Genomic DNA, 14542 nt, shown 5'->3' on the forward strand with positions numbered 1-14542 from the left:
TTACGCCCCCGCCGGTCTGAACAGGAGGCGGGCATCGCGCAACCAGCTCCGGCACCCAGCAATATCCAGGCAATAGGCTGAAATCACGTAAACAAGTCCGCCGCTTCCGGCTTGCAGGATAAGGTCGAGCCAGCTTGTGCCGCTGGCCGGCAGGGCGAAGACGGCGGCGGCCATGATCGCGGTTGCGGCGCCGGCCTTGATCCAGTCGCTCCAGGGCAAGGGCAGGATGAAGTAGCGTCGGCCGAGCAAGGCGCAGGCGGTCAGTGCCAGGGCATAGGCAATCACGGTCGCCATGGCGGCGCCGGCGATGCCGAAGGCCGGGATGAGCGGCAGGTTCAGGCCGAGATTGAGAGCGGCCGACGCGGCCATCACCATGGCCATCACACCGGTTCGCCGCATCAGCGTGAACGCCTCGTGGAAATAGTAGGTCATCATGCCCTTCATCAGGCCCGACAGGGCGATCCAGGGCAGGATGGCAGCCGCTTCCGCGCGGACCGACTCGCCGATGATCAGGGTTGTCAGGGGCCCCGCGACCAATGCCAGTCCGGCAGCAGCGGGAAAGGCGATCAGGCCCATCAGTGCAGCGGCTCTGCCAGCCATGGCCTGCGCCGCAGCGACCCCGTCTTTCTCGAAAGCCTTGATGGTCAGGGGCCAGACCGCGGCTCCGAACCAGATGAAGATGACGTCCAGTAACCGGTCGGCCAGCCCATAGCCGGCAGCATACATGCCGACCGCGCCCTGGCTGATCAGGGCCGCGATTAGAAAGCGGTCGCCGACCGAGAGCAGGTGCTCGAATATCAGCGACATGGACACCGGGGCGCCATAGCGGGCAAAGCTGGCGGCCCGCGCCTTTTGGCGCCGCCCGTTGGCGGCCCGGCGCAGCATCACCGGCAGGTCAAAGGCCAGCATCACGAGGGCGGCGACGGCGGTCCCCATGAACACGCCGGCGGCGCCGAGGTCTGTTGTCAGGATAACGCCGATGCCAACCATGAAGCCGATCATGAGGTAGCTGGCTTCCAGCGCGGAATACCGTCCGACATCGCCGCCGGCCCGGTGGGTCTCCATGCCGATCTGGAGCAGCGCCCGCAGCAGCAAGGAAATCACCGCGAAGCTGAGCGCGGCTTGCAGCTTGGCGTCGAGTGGCAATATGTGCACACCCAGCACAAGCAAGGCGCCGGCCCCGGCTGCGATGACCAGATACAGGCCATAGGCAGTCGCCAGGTGGTCACGCAGTCGGCCACGCTGTTCGGCCCGGGCGTGGAAACGCGCGACCGCGGCCTCCAGCCAGGTGAATGTCACAATATGGATCAGGGAAAGCGTAGCGATGGCAATGGCATACCGGCCATACTCGTCGGCCGGCATGATGCGGGTGAAGACGGCGACACCGCCAAATCCGACCAGGACCTGTGCCAGTTGTACGGGCAGATAGCCCAAGAGGTGTCGTCCAAGCATGAAACGCTCCGTTCGCCTGACAGGGGAAGCTTGCAAGAGTGGTGCCGCTTCGTGGGCGAGGAGGTTTTCGTAAACGGCCTGCTAAGGCGTTGGGTCTAATCTTGGAATTCTGACGGGGAAACGGTCCGGGCGATGCAGGTCGATCTACGCAAACCGAGTGAACTGACCGACATCGAGCGTGGTGCCTGGAGAGCGTTCCTGGCGGCCGAGCCGACGCTAGCCAGCCCGTACTTTGCGCTTGAGTTCGCGGAATGTTGCGAGGAGGCGCGGGACGATACCCGGGTGCTGGTGGTGCGTGAGGCCGGCGTTGTTACCGGTTTTCTGCCCTTCCAGGCGGGCAAGTTTGGCTTTGCTCGCCCATTGGCCGGTCCGCTGGGCGATGTTCACGGTGTAATTGCGCCGCGGTCGACATCAGCCGACCCGGCACGCTGGCTGGCGCTGGCACGGGTACCGGTCTTCGAATATCGCAACGCCCTGGCCAGCCAGTCGGGTTTCGCCCGGGCCGGCGGCGTGCCGGACGGGTCATGGATCATCGATGTCGAGGATGGTTTCGAGGCCTGGCAGGCAGCCCGAAAGTCGATCAACCCCAAGGCCATGCGCAACATCGCGACCCGATCGCGGCGCCTGAATGAGGTCGATGGCGGCTATTCCTTCACGATGGCCGACTATCGGCCCGAAGTCTTCGAGACCATGGTTCGTCTCAAGCGCGACCAGTACCGGCGCACCGGCGTGTTCGATGTATTCTCGGTCGGCTGGACGGGTCGATTGCTCAAGGCGATCCTGCGACGCCAGAGCGATCAGTTCTCCGGCGTGTCCTCCAGCCTGTCGGTGGGCGGCGAGATCGTGGCTGTCCATGTCGGCATGGCGAGTGACCGGATGTGTCATTACTGGTTCCCGGCCTATGAACCCGATCACAGTCGCCTCAGTCCGGGCGTCCTGCTGCTGGTGGAGATGGCGCGTACGGCCTGTGCGCTCGGCCATCTCGGCGTAGAGCTGGGCACCGGGGATTACGGTTTCAAGAAAGATCTGGCGACCAGCCAGACCGGGCTGGTGAGCGGGCGGTTCACGACAGACAGCATTCGGGGCGGCCTTGTCCGCGGGGCCCAACGCCTGTCCAGCGCCTGCACCGAGGCACCGATCGGCCCGGCCCGTCATTGGCCGGCCAAGGGATTGCGCAAGCTGGGCCGGGTGACCGGCTTCATGGCGGTATGACCGGTCTCACCCGACGCCAGGGATTGGTCGCAGCGGGCGCCGGCCTGCTGGGTGCGCGATCGGCACAGGCCCAACCGGCGCGCCGGGACTTGTGGGACAACACGACAGGTGCGCGCCTGCGAGGCGCAGTGATCGCCCAGCGACGGGTTTATCCGCAGATCGACGGGCCGGATTTTCTTGGCCCCGGTCCGGTCGGTGCGCCAGTGACCGAAGCCTCACTGGCTCGCCTGTCCGCCCTTGGGGCCAATCTCGTCGTTCTGTCCGTTCCGGGGCCGGCTGACGAAGCCCCGCCGTTCGCGGTTGACCCTGCGATCGAGCAACATTTGCACACCCTGGTCCGGCGATGCGGACGCCACGGATTGTTTGTGGTCATCGGCTTTCGCAGCGGGCCGGGGCGTAGCGAATTCAGCTTTCATCGAGACCAGGCCGGGACCTGGTTTCCGGCCAGCTTCGTTGATGAAAGCGTCTGGCATTCGCGAGAAGCCCAGGATGGCTGGGACGCCATGTGGCGACGCACGGCCAGCCGGTTTCGCCACTATCCCAATCTTGCCGGTTATCTCCTGATGGTTGAACCCAACGCCAATCTCGCCGCGCCAGGCCCGGACGGCGGTGATCTGGATATCTGGCAGGCGGAACGCCTGGCCACCGAGGTGGCCGGAACGCCGGCCGACTGGCCGGCCCTGGCCTCACGCCTTGCACGGGCGGTGCGGGCAGAAGATCCCGATACCCCGATACTGGTCAGCCCGGATGGGTATGCCGCGACACGCTTTGCGGGCCTGCTCGACATGGAGGCCGCTGCCGGACTGGTTCTCGCGGTGCATGATTATGCGCCGCGTGCCTATACGCATCAGGACGCGGGCGCAGGGATCGGCTTCGATCCGGAGCTGGCGGACTTTGAACAACCTGTGTCCGGTCCCTGGATGTTGGGGGAGTTCGGTGTGTCCCGATGGGCTCCCGACGCTGACCGCTTCCTTGCCAGCCGGATCGCGGCCGCCGAGGCAGCAGGGGCGGCCTGGTCGGTCTTTCGCTGGGACAGTGGTTGGCGCGTGTACGAGAATGCGGAAAACCGGTTCAACCCGCTTTATGGCGGTGACCCGGGGGCCCGGCACCCCGATGCCAATTCGATCCTGCTCGACCGGCTTTCACAGGCCTGGTCGTCCAATATGCTGCGCCCGGCACCCTTGCTCCGGCGCTAGCAGATCGGCTCAGCGGATATTGGCCTTGTCGCCGAGCAGCGCCGGCAGGGTGCGTATCATGATCCACAGATCAAACCAGACGTTCGCCTTGGCGATATAAGCGACGTCGAGCGCGATCCGTTCGCGAGCCGCCTCGGGAGTGTGCAGAGGGCCACGAGAGCCGTTGATCTGGGCCCAGCCGGTGATCCCCGGCTTGACCCGGTGACGGTGCGCATATTCGGCCACCAGCTTGGCAGTCTCGGTGCCACCGGTTCGCATGCCCGGCGCGTGTGGCCGCGGGCCGACCAGCGACATTTCGCCGGTCAGGACATTCCACAATTGCGGCAACTCATCGAGGCTGGTCTTGCGCAGGAAGCCACCGATACGCGTGACCCGGGGGTCATCGAGCTCGACCTGCCGCATGGGTTTCGCTGCCGAGGCTGGGTCATGGCGCATGGTCCGGAATTTCAATACTTTGATCGGGCGCCCGTTGAAGCCTTCCCGGGTCTGTCGAAAAAGGATCGGACCCGGGCTGCCCAGACGGACAGCGACGGCGATCAATGCCATGACGGGCAGGGCGGCGACAAACAGGCCCACACCCAGGATGAGGTCCTGCGTGCGCTTGGCCAGGTTGTGCCCGAAGCGTTCCTCGAGCCCGCTCATGCGGGCGGCCTGCACCCCGACAATATCATCGAGCGTGGTTTGCGACGGGCCGAGGCTGTCAAAATCAAGCAGAAGACAGACCGTGTGAGGAAGGGCACGCAGCTTGCCGAGCAGCAGCCGGACGCGGTCTTCCGCCTTGGGGGAGACCGTCAGGATGATGCGGTCGACCTCGTGCAAAAGCGACCAGCCAACCAGGTCGTCCGTGGTGCCCAGATAAGGCGCGCCGGCGAGTGCTTGCGGGCTGCGGGCAGTGCGGTCGTCAAAAATGCCGACGACATTGACCGTCCCGGATCCGGCATTGGCCTTGATCAACTTGCTGGCATTGGCCGTTGCGCCGACCAATACAACATTGCGGGCCAGCCGGCCGGACTTGCCCCAATGCTGGATGAAGGCCGCATAGATCACATGCAAAAGCGTGAGCGCGCCAACGCCGGTGATGGCGAAGGTCGCAACTTGATGGGCAAGATCGGGGGCGGTCAGCCAGGACAGCGCGGTGATCGCGCTACCGGTCAGGGCGGTGGCAATGACGGCGCGCAACATGCGCAATACCGCGCTTTCACGCGGGTCGATCCGGTAGAGTCCCATCATAAGGGTCAGCGCCGGGCACAGGGCAGCAAATGCCAGCAGGGGCAGGAGTTCGCCGGCGGCGACTGATGTGATCGCCCCGCCGGACAGGGCAAGGGCACCGGTCACCGTCAGTAATAGCACCACGAAAATGTCGATGCTTTGCCAGATATGGCCGAGGGCCTTGCGATTGATACGGTTTCGGGGCGTCCGTGCGTCAGCCTTGAGATGGGCACGCGTCAGGCTCGCCGTGTCCGGGTTGGACGGGCGCAGGGCATCTGACATATCATTGGCCGGACCCGACGCCTTGCGGGACTGTTGCTCGCTCTGGCTCGGCAGGTTGGAATAATCCACGGCGGTCCCCATCGGTCTCGGGGACATCTAAACAGGCCGAACGAAATAATTCGTTGAGAAGCGTGGTTAGTGAAGCGTTACCGTTTGCCGTCGGACCATTACCGTTCGTGAAGAAAACGGGTGCATTCTTGTGCGGCGCAACATATCACGGCCCGATACGACCCGGCGCCGCTGGGCACGCGCGTGTTCGCGTGTTCGGGAACTGCAAAGCCAATCGGTGGAATTACCATGATCAAAGCCTCTCTCGCAGCGTTTACCGAACGCCTCTCCGCTACCATTGGTGATCGCGGAGAACTGCCGCCGCTCAACGCCAGCCGGATCCGGATCGAGGTGCTGGCCGGACTGACTGTGGCACTGGCACTGGTACCCGAAGCTGTGGCCTTTGCCTTTGTGGCGGGCGTGCCCCCGCTTGCGGGACTTTATGCGGCTTTCATTGTCGGTCTGGTGACCGCGGTCCTCGGCGGGCGTCGCGGCATGATCTCCGGGGCGACCGGAGCCCTTGCTGTTGTGATGGTCCACCTGGTCGCCGAGCATGGCATCGAATACCTGTTCGCGACGGTCGTGCTGATGGGGCTGATCCAGATTTCTGCCGGGGTATTCCGGCTCGGCAAATTCATCCGCATGGTGCCGCATCCGGTCATGCTGGGGTTTGTGAACGGTCTGGCGATCGTCATTTTTCTTGCCCAGATGGAGCAGTTCAAGACCGTCAATGAGGCGGGTGAACATGTCTGGATGACGGGATGGCCGCTGCTTTTGACCCTGGGCCTGGTGGCTCTCACCATGGTGCTGATCTGGGCCGTGCCAAAGGTCACGAAGGCCATTCCCGCGCCCTTGGTGGCGATCGGCGTTGTTGCCGCACTGGTAATCGGCTTTGGCCTGCCGGTCCCGCGAGTCGGTGACCTGGCGTCCATCGAGGGCGGTCTGCCAGCCTTCCACATCCCGATGGTACCGCTGAACCTGCAGACGGTCGAAATCATCCTCCCCTACGCCTTCATCCTCGCTGCCATCGGCCTGATCGAGAGCCTGCTGACCCTCAACCTGGTCGGGGAAATCACCGGTCGACGGGGCGGTGCCTCGCAGGAATGTGTGGCCCAGGGCCTGGCCAATCTCGTTACCGGCTTCTTCGGTGGCATGGGCGGTTGCGCCATGATCGGCCAGTCGATGATCAATGTGAAATCGGGTGGACGCCTGCGCCTCGCCGGTATCGCGGCAGCGCTGTTCCTGCTTGCCTTTATCCTGGTCGGCTCGTCGGTGATCGAGCAGATCCCGCTGGCCGCGCTGGTCGGCGTCATGTTCATGGTCGTGATCGGGACCTTCGCCTGGCAGAGCCTGCGCATCCTGACCCGCATCCCGAAGTCCGACGCGTTCGTGATCATTCTGGTGACCGGTGTGACGGTGTACTCCGATCTCGCTGTTGCGGTCATTGTCGGCGTGATCGTGTCGGCTCTGGTCTACGCATGGAACGCAGCATCGCGCATCCATGCGCGCGAGAGCATCGGGGAAAACGGGGAGCACATCTACAAGCTGGAGGGACCGCTCTTCTTTGGCTCGACCGCAAGTTTCAGCGAACTGTTCGACATCGAGAAGGACCGTGACCGTGTGGTGATCGATTTTGCCGACAGTCGGGTGGTCGACCAGTCGGCCCTGCAGGCGATCGAGGACCTGGCCCTGAAATATGACCAGGCTGGCAAACAGGTCGAGCTGCGCCACCTCAGCCGTGAGTGCCACAAATTGCTGACACGGGCGGGCCAGCTGATGGTCGATAGTGATGACGACCCGGCCTACGAGATCGCCGTGGATTATCAGGTGAAGCTGGGTCGCATGGGCGGCGCACACTAGCCGGGAAGCGCGGGACCTCACCGGTCTCGCAATTGTTACAGACTGGTCAGTTTGTGAAGGGGCGGTTTGCGCCCTAGTGTCTGCCCCGAGAATCCAAATTGGGGAAACACATGACCAGATTTGTCGCTGTACTGGCTGCCACCACCATGCTCGCCGGAGCGCCGTCCTTTGCCGCCCAGGAGGCGGAATCGGAAGCGTGGGACGTTGCCAATCCGCCGCTCGAGACGCGCCCGATCGAGATCAACGTTACCGAGGGGACCTGGATGTCGCTGGACGTCAGTCCGGACGGCCAGACGATCGCCTTCGACCTTCTGGGGGATATCTACACAATCCCGGTCACCGGCGGCGAGGCGACCAATGTTTCATCCGGCCTGCCGTGGGAAATCCAGCCGCGCTTTTCTCCTGATGGCAGCCAGATCGCCTTCACGTCGGACCGCGCCGGTGGCGACAATATCTGGGTCATGGATGTGGATGGCAGCAATGCCCGCCAGTTGACCGAGGAAAGCTTCCGACTGCTCAACAATGCCGCCTGGCATCCGTCCGGACGCTATATTGCGGCCCGCAAGCATTTCACGACCACGCGTTCGGCCGGCACCGGTGAAATCTGGCTCTACCATGTGCTGGGCGGCGGCGGTGTGCAGCTGGTCGAACGACCCAATGAGAACTTCCAGAAAGAGCTGGGCGAGCCGGTGTTTTCCCCGGATGGCCGTTATCTCTACTACACGATGAATGTGACCTCCGGAAACACCTTCATCTACGCCCAGGATTCCAACACCAACCTGTTCGACATCCGTCGCTACGACATGGAAACGGGCGAGACCGACACGGCGGTCTCCGGAGCGGGCGGTGCGGTGCGCCCGGCGCCGTCACCCGATGGCCGCTACATGGCCTTTGTCCGACGCGACCGCATCCGCTCCGGCCTGTGGATCAAGGACCTCGAGACCGGTGAAGAGCGTCGCCTGGTCGAGACGGTCGATCAGGACATGCAGGAGACCTGGGGCGTGACCGGCATGTATCCGAACATGGACTGGATGCCGGACGGCGGCTCGCTGGTCTATTGGGCCGACGGCGGGATCCAGCGTGTCGACATCGAAACCGGTGAGATCACCAATATTCCGTTCAGCGTTGCGGACACGCGTGACGTCATTGATCCGCCTCGCCCGTCGGTCGAGGTCGCACCGGACAGTTTCCAGACCCGCATGCCGCGTTTCGCGACGGCGTCCCCGGATGGCAGCCAGATCGTCTACGAGACGCTTGGCCAGTTGTGGGTGAGGGCGGCCGATGGCGGCGAACCGCGCCGGCTGACCCGCGATGATGGCACGCGCCGCGAAATGATGCCGACCTGGTCGGCTGACGGCCGAACGATTGCCTTCGCGACCTGGGATGATGATGCGCTGGGTTCGATCCGGTCCATCTCTGCCCGCGGCGGCCGCGAACGCGTGCTGACCAGTCAACCTGGCCATTACCGCAATCCGCGCTTCTCGCCGGATGGTGACATGATCGTGTTCGAAAAGGGCTCGGGCGGATATCTGACAGCGCCGGAATGGTCTGAGAATGAAGGCGTCTACCGTGTTTCAGCTGATGGCGGAGACATGGTGCGCATCACCGACAGCGGGTCTGATCCGCATTTCGGGGCGTCCAATGACCGCATCTTCGTGACCCGCAATGGGGGTGGAGCCAGCCTTGTCTCGATGGATCTGGACGGCAATCAGGAGCGCACCCATGTGACGGGCGAGCTGGTGACCGGATACCAGGTCTCGCCGGACGGTTCCCATGTGGCCTTCCGCCAGAACTATGACGTCTTCGTCCAACCGCTCCTGCCCGGACCGCAATCAGTGTCCGGCGGGCGTGGCAGCTCGGCGCTGCCGACGGTGGAAATCTCCGGCAATGGCGCGAACTATTTCCATTGGAGCGGCGCCGGTGACGCGGTTCACTGGTCGATGGGGCCGACCTTCTTCACCGCGACGGTCGATGAGTTCCGACCCGACCCGAGCGGTGAGCGCGAGTACACGCCGCCGACGACGGGTGTCGACCTGTCGATGACGGCAACCGCGGATCGCCCGAGTGGCGTTGTCGCGCTGACCAATGCCCGCATCATCACCATGGCCGGCGAGGATGGCGGCGTGATCGAAAGCGGCACGATTGTCATTGACGGCAATCGCATTGCCGCCATCGGTGCGGACGTGGCGGTGCCGGAAGGTGCCCGTACGGTGGACATGTCCGGCCGCACCATCACGCCGGGCTTCATCGATGCCCATGCGCACGGACCACAGGGGACGGGCGATATCATCCCCGAACAGAACTGGTCGGTCATCGCCCACCTGGCGCTCGGTGTGACCACCATCCATGACCCGTCGAGCCGCGCCAGCATGATCTTCCCGGCCTCCGAGTATCAGAGGGCCGGCCATCTTCTGGCGCCGCGCATCTACTCGACCGGTGAGATTGTCTATGGCGCTCGCGCCGCATCGGTCTATGCCCAGATCGACAATTACGAGGATGCGCAGGAGCACGTCTTCCGCCTGGCCTCGCAGGGTGCCCACTCGATCAAGAACTACAACCAGCCGCGGCGCGAACAGCGCCAACAGGTGGTTGCCGCGGCCATTGAGGCCGGTGTCGAAGTGGTCGCCGAGGGCGGTTCCAACTACCACATGGACATGGCCATGGTGGCCGACGGGAACACCTCGATCGAGCACAATCTGCCGCTTTCTGCCATCTATGAAGACGTCCTCCAGATGTATGAGCAGACCGAGGTCGCCTATACGCCGACCATTGTTGTGACCTATGGCGGTTTGGCCGGTGACCCGTATTGGCGTCAGGCGACCGATGTCTGGCTGCACCCGATCCTGTCGCAACACGTGCCGCCGCGCATCCTGCAGGCGGGTTCCGTCCGCCGGACCACGGCTCCTGAAGAAGACTTCGTCGATGATGACAATGCCCGCACGGCCCTGCAGCTGCGCAATCGCGGCGTTGAGGTGTCGATCGGTGCCCATGGCCAGCAGGAAGGCCTCGCCGCCCATTGGGAAATGTGGTCCTTCGTGCGCGGTGGCTTTACGCCGCTTCAGGCGCTGGAGACGGCGACCATTGCGCCGGCCCGTCATCTCGGCTTCGACAGTGACCTTGGTTCGCTGGAAGTCGGCAAGCTGGCCGATCTGGTCGTCATGACGGCCAACCCGCTTGATGATATCGGCAATACCGACGAGATCGAATACGTGATGCTGAACGGTCGTCTCTACGATGCCGCGACGATGGACGAGACGGTCACCGGTGATCGCCAGCGAGCGCCCTACTTCTGGGAATAGGCGTGCATGGCCTGATGTAAACGGAAAAGGCGCCCGGTTTCGGGCGCCTTTTTTCATGCGGGCTGGCTCATGGTTGGGGGCGCGTCAGGGGGCCGCTGGCGGCAGTGTTTTGCGGATACGCTCGAGGCTGTCGATGTCGTCGGCCAGATCCAGGCATGTCCGGGCGCGCTGCAAGGCCAGCGCGGAGTGTCGCCGGGCCTGGTCACGAAAGCCGGGCGCCGGGCGTGACGCGAGCGCCACAAAGCATTTTTGCAACCGGATCCCCACCTCGACCATGCCCGCCCCGTCGCGGGCGATGGCGGTGAAGGCATCATCGAACATCTCGGCAAGATCGAGCGGGGCGACGATGATCCGGTCGTGCTGGATTTCAGGTTTCGCGTCATCGTCCAGCGGTTCGGACCAGGCTGCGAACAGGCGAACAAAACGGCCGATGATCACGATCGCGGTGCCGGGGTCATTGACCGAAGGCGACAGCGCCCGCGCAGCGATTTCCGACAGCACGATCAGGCCGAAGCGCGGGTCGTCCTTGAAGGTCCGGTTGTCTGCGATCACGAATGCCTTGGCGATGCAGGCGCGGATTTCCTCGTCGACCGGGTCCGACTGATCAAGCGTGACGAGAGTCCGTCCGGGTGCAAGAAAGCAGCCGGGCGGAGAATCGAGCATCATCCGCAGGTCATTTTGTTCGGCAAGCCGCTGCAAGGCATGCATGTCGACGTGCTGGACATAGCCGATCCGGTCGTCATGGACCTTGTCTCCGTCCAGCGCGTTGTTGTCTGTCTTTTCGATGCCGCCGAGGCAAGGGCACGCCCGTCGGTCGCGGAGACTCTCGAGCGCCGCGTCTTCAACGGTATCGATTGTCGTCCCCAGCCGCCCAAGTCGCGCAATATTGTCGACCCAACGAACAAAGGTCAGCACCACCCAGGCGAATATCGACAGCGTCAGGATGAACAGGGCGAACAGGCCGCCGCGCTCATAAAACCCGGTCTTCAGGGCCACGATCGAGATAATGCTGAAGATGAAGGCGCCGATGAAACTGGACAGGGCGGTCTGGGACACATCGTCGGCCAGGATCAGCTTGAACGCGCGGGGTGTCGCGCTGGTGCTGGCGGATGCATAGCTGGACAGCATCGAGGCCACGGCGAAGGTCGCAACCGCCAGCATTGACGAGGATATGATCGTGAGAAGGGTCTGGATCGTATCCGGTGAAATTTCCGGCATCAGCGCGCCGACAGGCCCGGCATCCGCGCCTCGCGCGACAAAGGAGGCGATGACAGCCAGGAAGCAATACAGCAAAGGTTTGGCCCAGAGCCGCTCGCGAAGCTCGAGGACCAGATGGAATATGCGTGTGCTCATACTTCGCTCTTTCCGACCTTGCGTCTGCCTCGGGGAGGCACTGTCCTGGCGCGCGCGGATGTCATTGTGCCCGAACCGCCAGTCGTCCCATTGAGCGATCTGGATGGCAAGGTCAGTTGCTCGGGAGGAGATGGTCCAAGGGCGCGGAGGATCGCGGGCAGGCGGTATGCCGTGCAAGAAAAAGAGGGCGCCCCGTCGGGGCGCCCTCAGTCTTTCGGGGGGATCAGTTGCCACCTTGATGCCCGAACGCGCCGGCAAATGCAGTGAATAAAAAAAGCCCCGGACCAATGCCCGGGGCTTTTCAAATGTTAACTTTTGTCGCGTTGGCCTAGTTCAGGCTGGCACGGAAAGAGGCGCCCACAATGCGCGGCTCGTTGACGAAGCCGGTATTGTTGTTGAAGTCGATGCCGCCGACGAGGTTTTCCTCGTCCGTGATGTTACGGGCGAACAGGGCGATTTCATAGTCCTGGCCACCCGCCAGCTCTCCGGCATAACCCACGCGCAGGCCGCCTTCGAAATTGCCGTCCGAGTAGAACTCTTCCGACTCGTAGAGGAAGAGGTTGGTGCGGCCCTGATAGTACCAGTCTGTGAAGGCGAACCACTCACCGCCATTGCCGGCCGGGATGGAATAGCGGGCCGTGAAGGACAGGATGTAGTCGGGAGCCTGGGGGAATGGATTGCCGTCAACTTCGTGGAAACCGTCGATGTCGGCATCCGGATCCAGCACCGTACATTGGGCGCAGACGCCGACTTCCAGGTCATTGTCCTGCAATTCGGTTTCGTTCCAGGAGAAGCCGGCGGTGACGAAGAGATTGTCGGTGACGAAGATTTCGCTGTCGATCTCGAAACCATAGCCGACGCCTCGGTCTGCATTGATCAACTGGACGAGATTGCCGGCACCGCCAACGGCGGACAGCTGCAGGTCGTCCACCTGATAGTAGAAGGCGGTGGCATTGAACCGGGCGCGACCATCCAGGGGCTCGGACTTGTAGCCGACTTCGAAGGAGGTCGACGTCTCGCTGTCGGCGACCGACGGCTGGCTGAAGAAGGCGACATCACGCGCCTGGATCGACGGCCCCCGGAAACCGCGCGCGAGACGGGCAAACACGGCCTGGCGGTCGTCCAGGTCGTAATAGGCTGACAGGTCCCAGCTCAGTTGCTCGTCCGACGCCGACACCGGCGCGACCGGAATCGACGTCACGACACCGACAAGGTCCTTGGCATCATGGGTGAAGCGAATACCACCGGACAGTTCCAGGTCATCGGACAGCTGATGGCTGACCTGGCCGAACGCCGACCACAGCGAGTTGCCATGCCGGACTGTCGTCGACGGCGGGAAACCGCCATTCGGTCCAACCGTCGTGATGTCAAATTCGCTCTCGAAGAAATAGGCGCCGATCTGCCAGGTCGTGGCCTGCCGGTCGTCCGAAGCCAGGCGGAACTCCTGGGTGTATTGCTCGAGCGAGTCGATGCCGTCCTGGGTCTCGGACGGGAAGGGGATGAAGCCCGGACCGGTGACCAGGTTGCCGCCGTCGATATCGCCCAGGCTGTAACCCTCCGCGGATTCGTAGGCGGTGATCGAGGTCAGGGTGAGGCCGGAGTCGGTGTAGACATTCATCGTCGCCGACGTGCCCCAGTTGTCATAGGCCTGCGGGTTGTTGAACGTGCTGTCGTAGTAGACTTCGTCGCGCACGAAATTGCCGTTGAGGGCATTGCTGCCCGGCGTCAGGATGTTGGCGCGGAACACGGCAGACGTGCCGGTGAGCGAACGGGCATGCACATTCAGCAGGGCGTCAAAGCTGTCATTCGGGGTAAAGAACAGCTGGGCGCGGCCGGCCATCTCGTCGTGCCCACCGAGCGCGTCGTCCTCGCCGGTAAAGCCATTGTCGATCCAGTCATCGCGGTGCTGCGACAGCAGCGACAAACGGGCGCTGAGCACGTCTTCGATGACGGCGCCGCCCATGGCGGCTTCCAGGTTCATGGTGCCGTAGGAACCGGCCGTGACGCTGACATAGCCATCGGTTTCCTGGGTCGGACGGACGCTGTCGAACTTGATCGTGCCGGCGGTCGTGTTGCGACCGAACAGGGTGCCTTGCGGGCCGCGGGCAATCTCGACCTGGGCGACGTCAAACAGCGGGAAGGATTTCAGGATGACATTTTCCATCACCACATTGTCCATGATCACGGACACGGGCTGGGAGGCCGCAAGGTCGAAATCGGTATTGCCGAGGCCGCGGATGTAGAAACGCGGCGCGACACGTCCGTTTGAGCTTTCGGCATAGACCGACGGGATCCGGGCGCCAAGGCTGAGAATGTCGGCACCGCCTTCGGTGAAGGGCGCGAGGGCTTCGCCGGACGCGGCGGTCACCGAGTTGGCAATGTCCTGGATATTCTCTTCCCGGCGGGTCGTTGTCACGATGATGGTTTCGACTGTGGCGCTGGTTGGCGCCTGATTCTGGGCCATCGCGGTTGTCGGGACAAGGCCGGCAGCCGACAGCGCAATCGCGCTGGCGCCTGCGAGCTGGAAACGCTTGCGGGTGGAGAGAGTCTTGATCATGAGGGTGTCTTTCGAGCCAATCAAAAGTGGCCGCGCCGGGGTGATGGGCGGGTCGACCGCTCCGGTGCAGCAAG

At 63.5% G+C, this 14542-nt stretch carries 8 protein-coding genes; 4 read left to right on the plus strand and 4 right to left on the minus strand.

Annotated elements, in window-relative coordinates; translation table 11 throughout:
• Positions 1–1452 (minus strand): lipopolysaccharide biosynthesis protein, encoded by a 1452-nt coding sequence (locus VOI18_RS03420; RefSeq protein ID WP_323761011.1) that lies wholly within the window; start codon positions 1450–1452, stop codon positions 1–3.
• A 132-nt stretch (positions 1453–1584) separates the two neighbouring features.
• Here VOI18_RS03420 and VOI18_RS03425 point away from each other — a divergent pair, with 132 nt between their 5' ends.
• Both VOI18_RS03425 and VOI18_RS03430 read left to right on the plus strand, forming a co-directional pair.
• Complete coding sequence (locus VOI18_RS03425; protein WP_323761012.1) at positions 1585–2664, plus strand: GNAT family N-acetyltransferase; 1080 nt, start codon at positions 1585–1587, stop codon at positions 2662–2664.
• The gene (locus VOI18_RS03430) at positions 2661–3860 is read left to right on the plus strand and encodes a glycoside hydrolase family 5 protein (RefSeq protein WP_323761013.1); all 1200 of its coding nucleotides are present in this window, start codon (positions 2661–2663) and stop codon (positions 3858–3860) included. The genes VOI18_RS03425 and VOI18_RS03430 overlap by 4 nt, the downstream gene beginning before the upstream one ends.
• 9 nt (positions 3861–3869) lie before the next feature.
• Here VOI18_RS03430 and VOI18_RS03435 read toward each other — a convergent pair whose 3' ends face one another.
• Positions 3870–5420 carry an exopolysaccharide biosynthesis polyprenyl glycosylphosphotransferase gene (locus tag VOI18_RS03435; protein WP_323761014.1) on the minus strand — a complete coding sequence of 517 codons (1551 nt, stop codon included), beginning with the start codon at positions 5418–5420 and terminating at the stop codon, positions 3870–3872.
• Between the two features lie 228 nt (positions 5421–5648).
• Here VOI18_RS03435 and VOI18_RS03440 point away from each other — a divergent pair, with 228 nt between their 5' ends.
• Together VOI18_RS03440 and VOI18_RS03445 are read left to right on the plus strand one after the other, a co-directional pair.
• Entirely contained in the window at positions 5649–7259 is a 1611-nt protein-coding gene (locus VOI18_RS03440) for a SulP family inorganic anion transporter (RefSeq protein ID WP_323761015.1), read from the plus strand.
• Between the two features lie 110 nt (positions 7260–7369).
• A complete protein-coding gene (locus tag VOI18_RS03445; RefSeq protein ID WP_323761016.1) occupies positions 7370–10558 on the plus strand; it encodes an amidohydrolase family protein in 3189 nt (1062 codons plus the stop codon).
• 84 nt (positions 10559–10642) lie between these two features.
• Here the strand turns inward: VOI18_RS03445 and VOI18_RS03450 are convergent, their stop codons facing one another.
• A complete protein-coding gene (locus VOI18_RS03450; RefSeq protein ID WP_323761017.1) occupies positions 10643–11911 on the minus strand; it encodes a DUF2254 domain-containing protein in 1269 nt (422 codons plus the stop codon).
• Positions 11912–12239: 328 nt separating this feature from the next.
• The gene (locus VOI18_RS03455) at positions 12240–14468 is read right to left on the minus strand and encodes a TonB-dependent receptor (protein ID WP_323761018.1); all 2229 of its coding nucleotides are present in this window, start codon (positions 14466–14468) and stop codon (positions 12240–12242) included.
• Positions 14469–14542 lie beyond the last annotated feature (74 nt).

It is taken from the genome of Maricaulis sp. (assembly GCF_034670125.1).
Taxonomy (GTDB): Bacteria; Pseudomonadota; Alphaproteobacteria; order Caulobacterales; family Maricaulaceae; genus Maricaulis.

Bases quoted from the DNA above. Each gene is read 5' to 3' on its own strand.
- VOI18_RS03420 (WP_323761011.1), bottom strand. From the start codon at position 1,452: ATGCTTGGACGACACCTCTTGGGCTATCTGCCCGTACAACTGGCACAG.
- VOI18_RS03425 (WP_323761012.1), top strand. From the start codon at position 1,585: ATGCAGGTCGATCTACGCAAACCGAGTGAACTGACCGACATCGAGCGT.
- VOI18_RS03430 (WP_323761013.1), top strand. From the start codon at position 2,661: ATGACCGGTCTCACCCGACGCCAGGGATTGGTCGCAGCGGGCGCCGGC.
- VOI18_RS03440 (WP_323761015.1), top strand. From the start codon at position 5,649: ATGATCAAAGCCTCTCTCGCAGCGTTTACCGAACGCCTCTCCGCTACC.
- VOI18_RS03445 (WP_323761016.1), top strand. From the start codon at position 7,370: ATGACCAGATTTGTCGCTGTACTGGCTGCCACCACCATGCTCGCCGGA.
- VOI18_RS03450 (WP_323761017.1), bottom strand. From the start codon at position 11,911: ATGAGCACACGCATATTCCATCTGGTCCTCGAGCTTCGCGAGCGGCTC.
- VOI18_RS03455 (WP_323761018.1), bottom strand. From the start codon at position 14,468: ATGATCAAGACTCTCTCCACCCGCAAGCGTTTCCAGCTCGCAGGCGCC.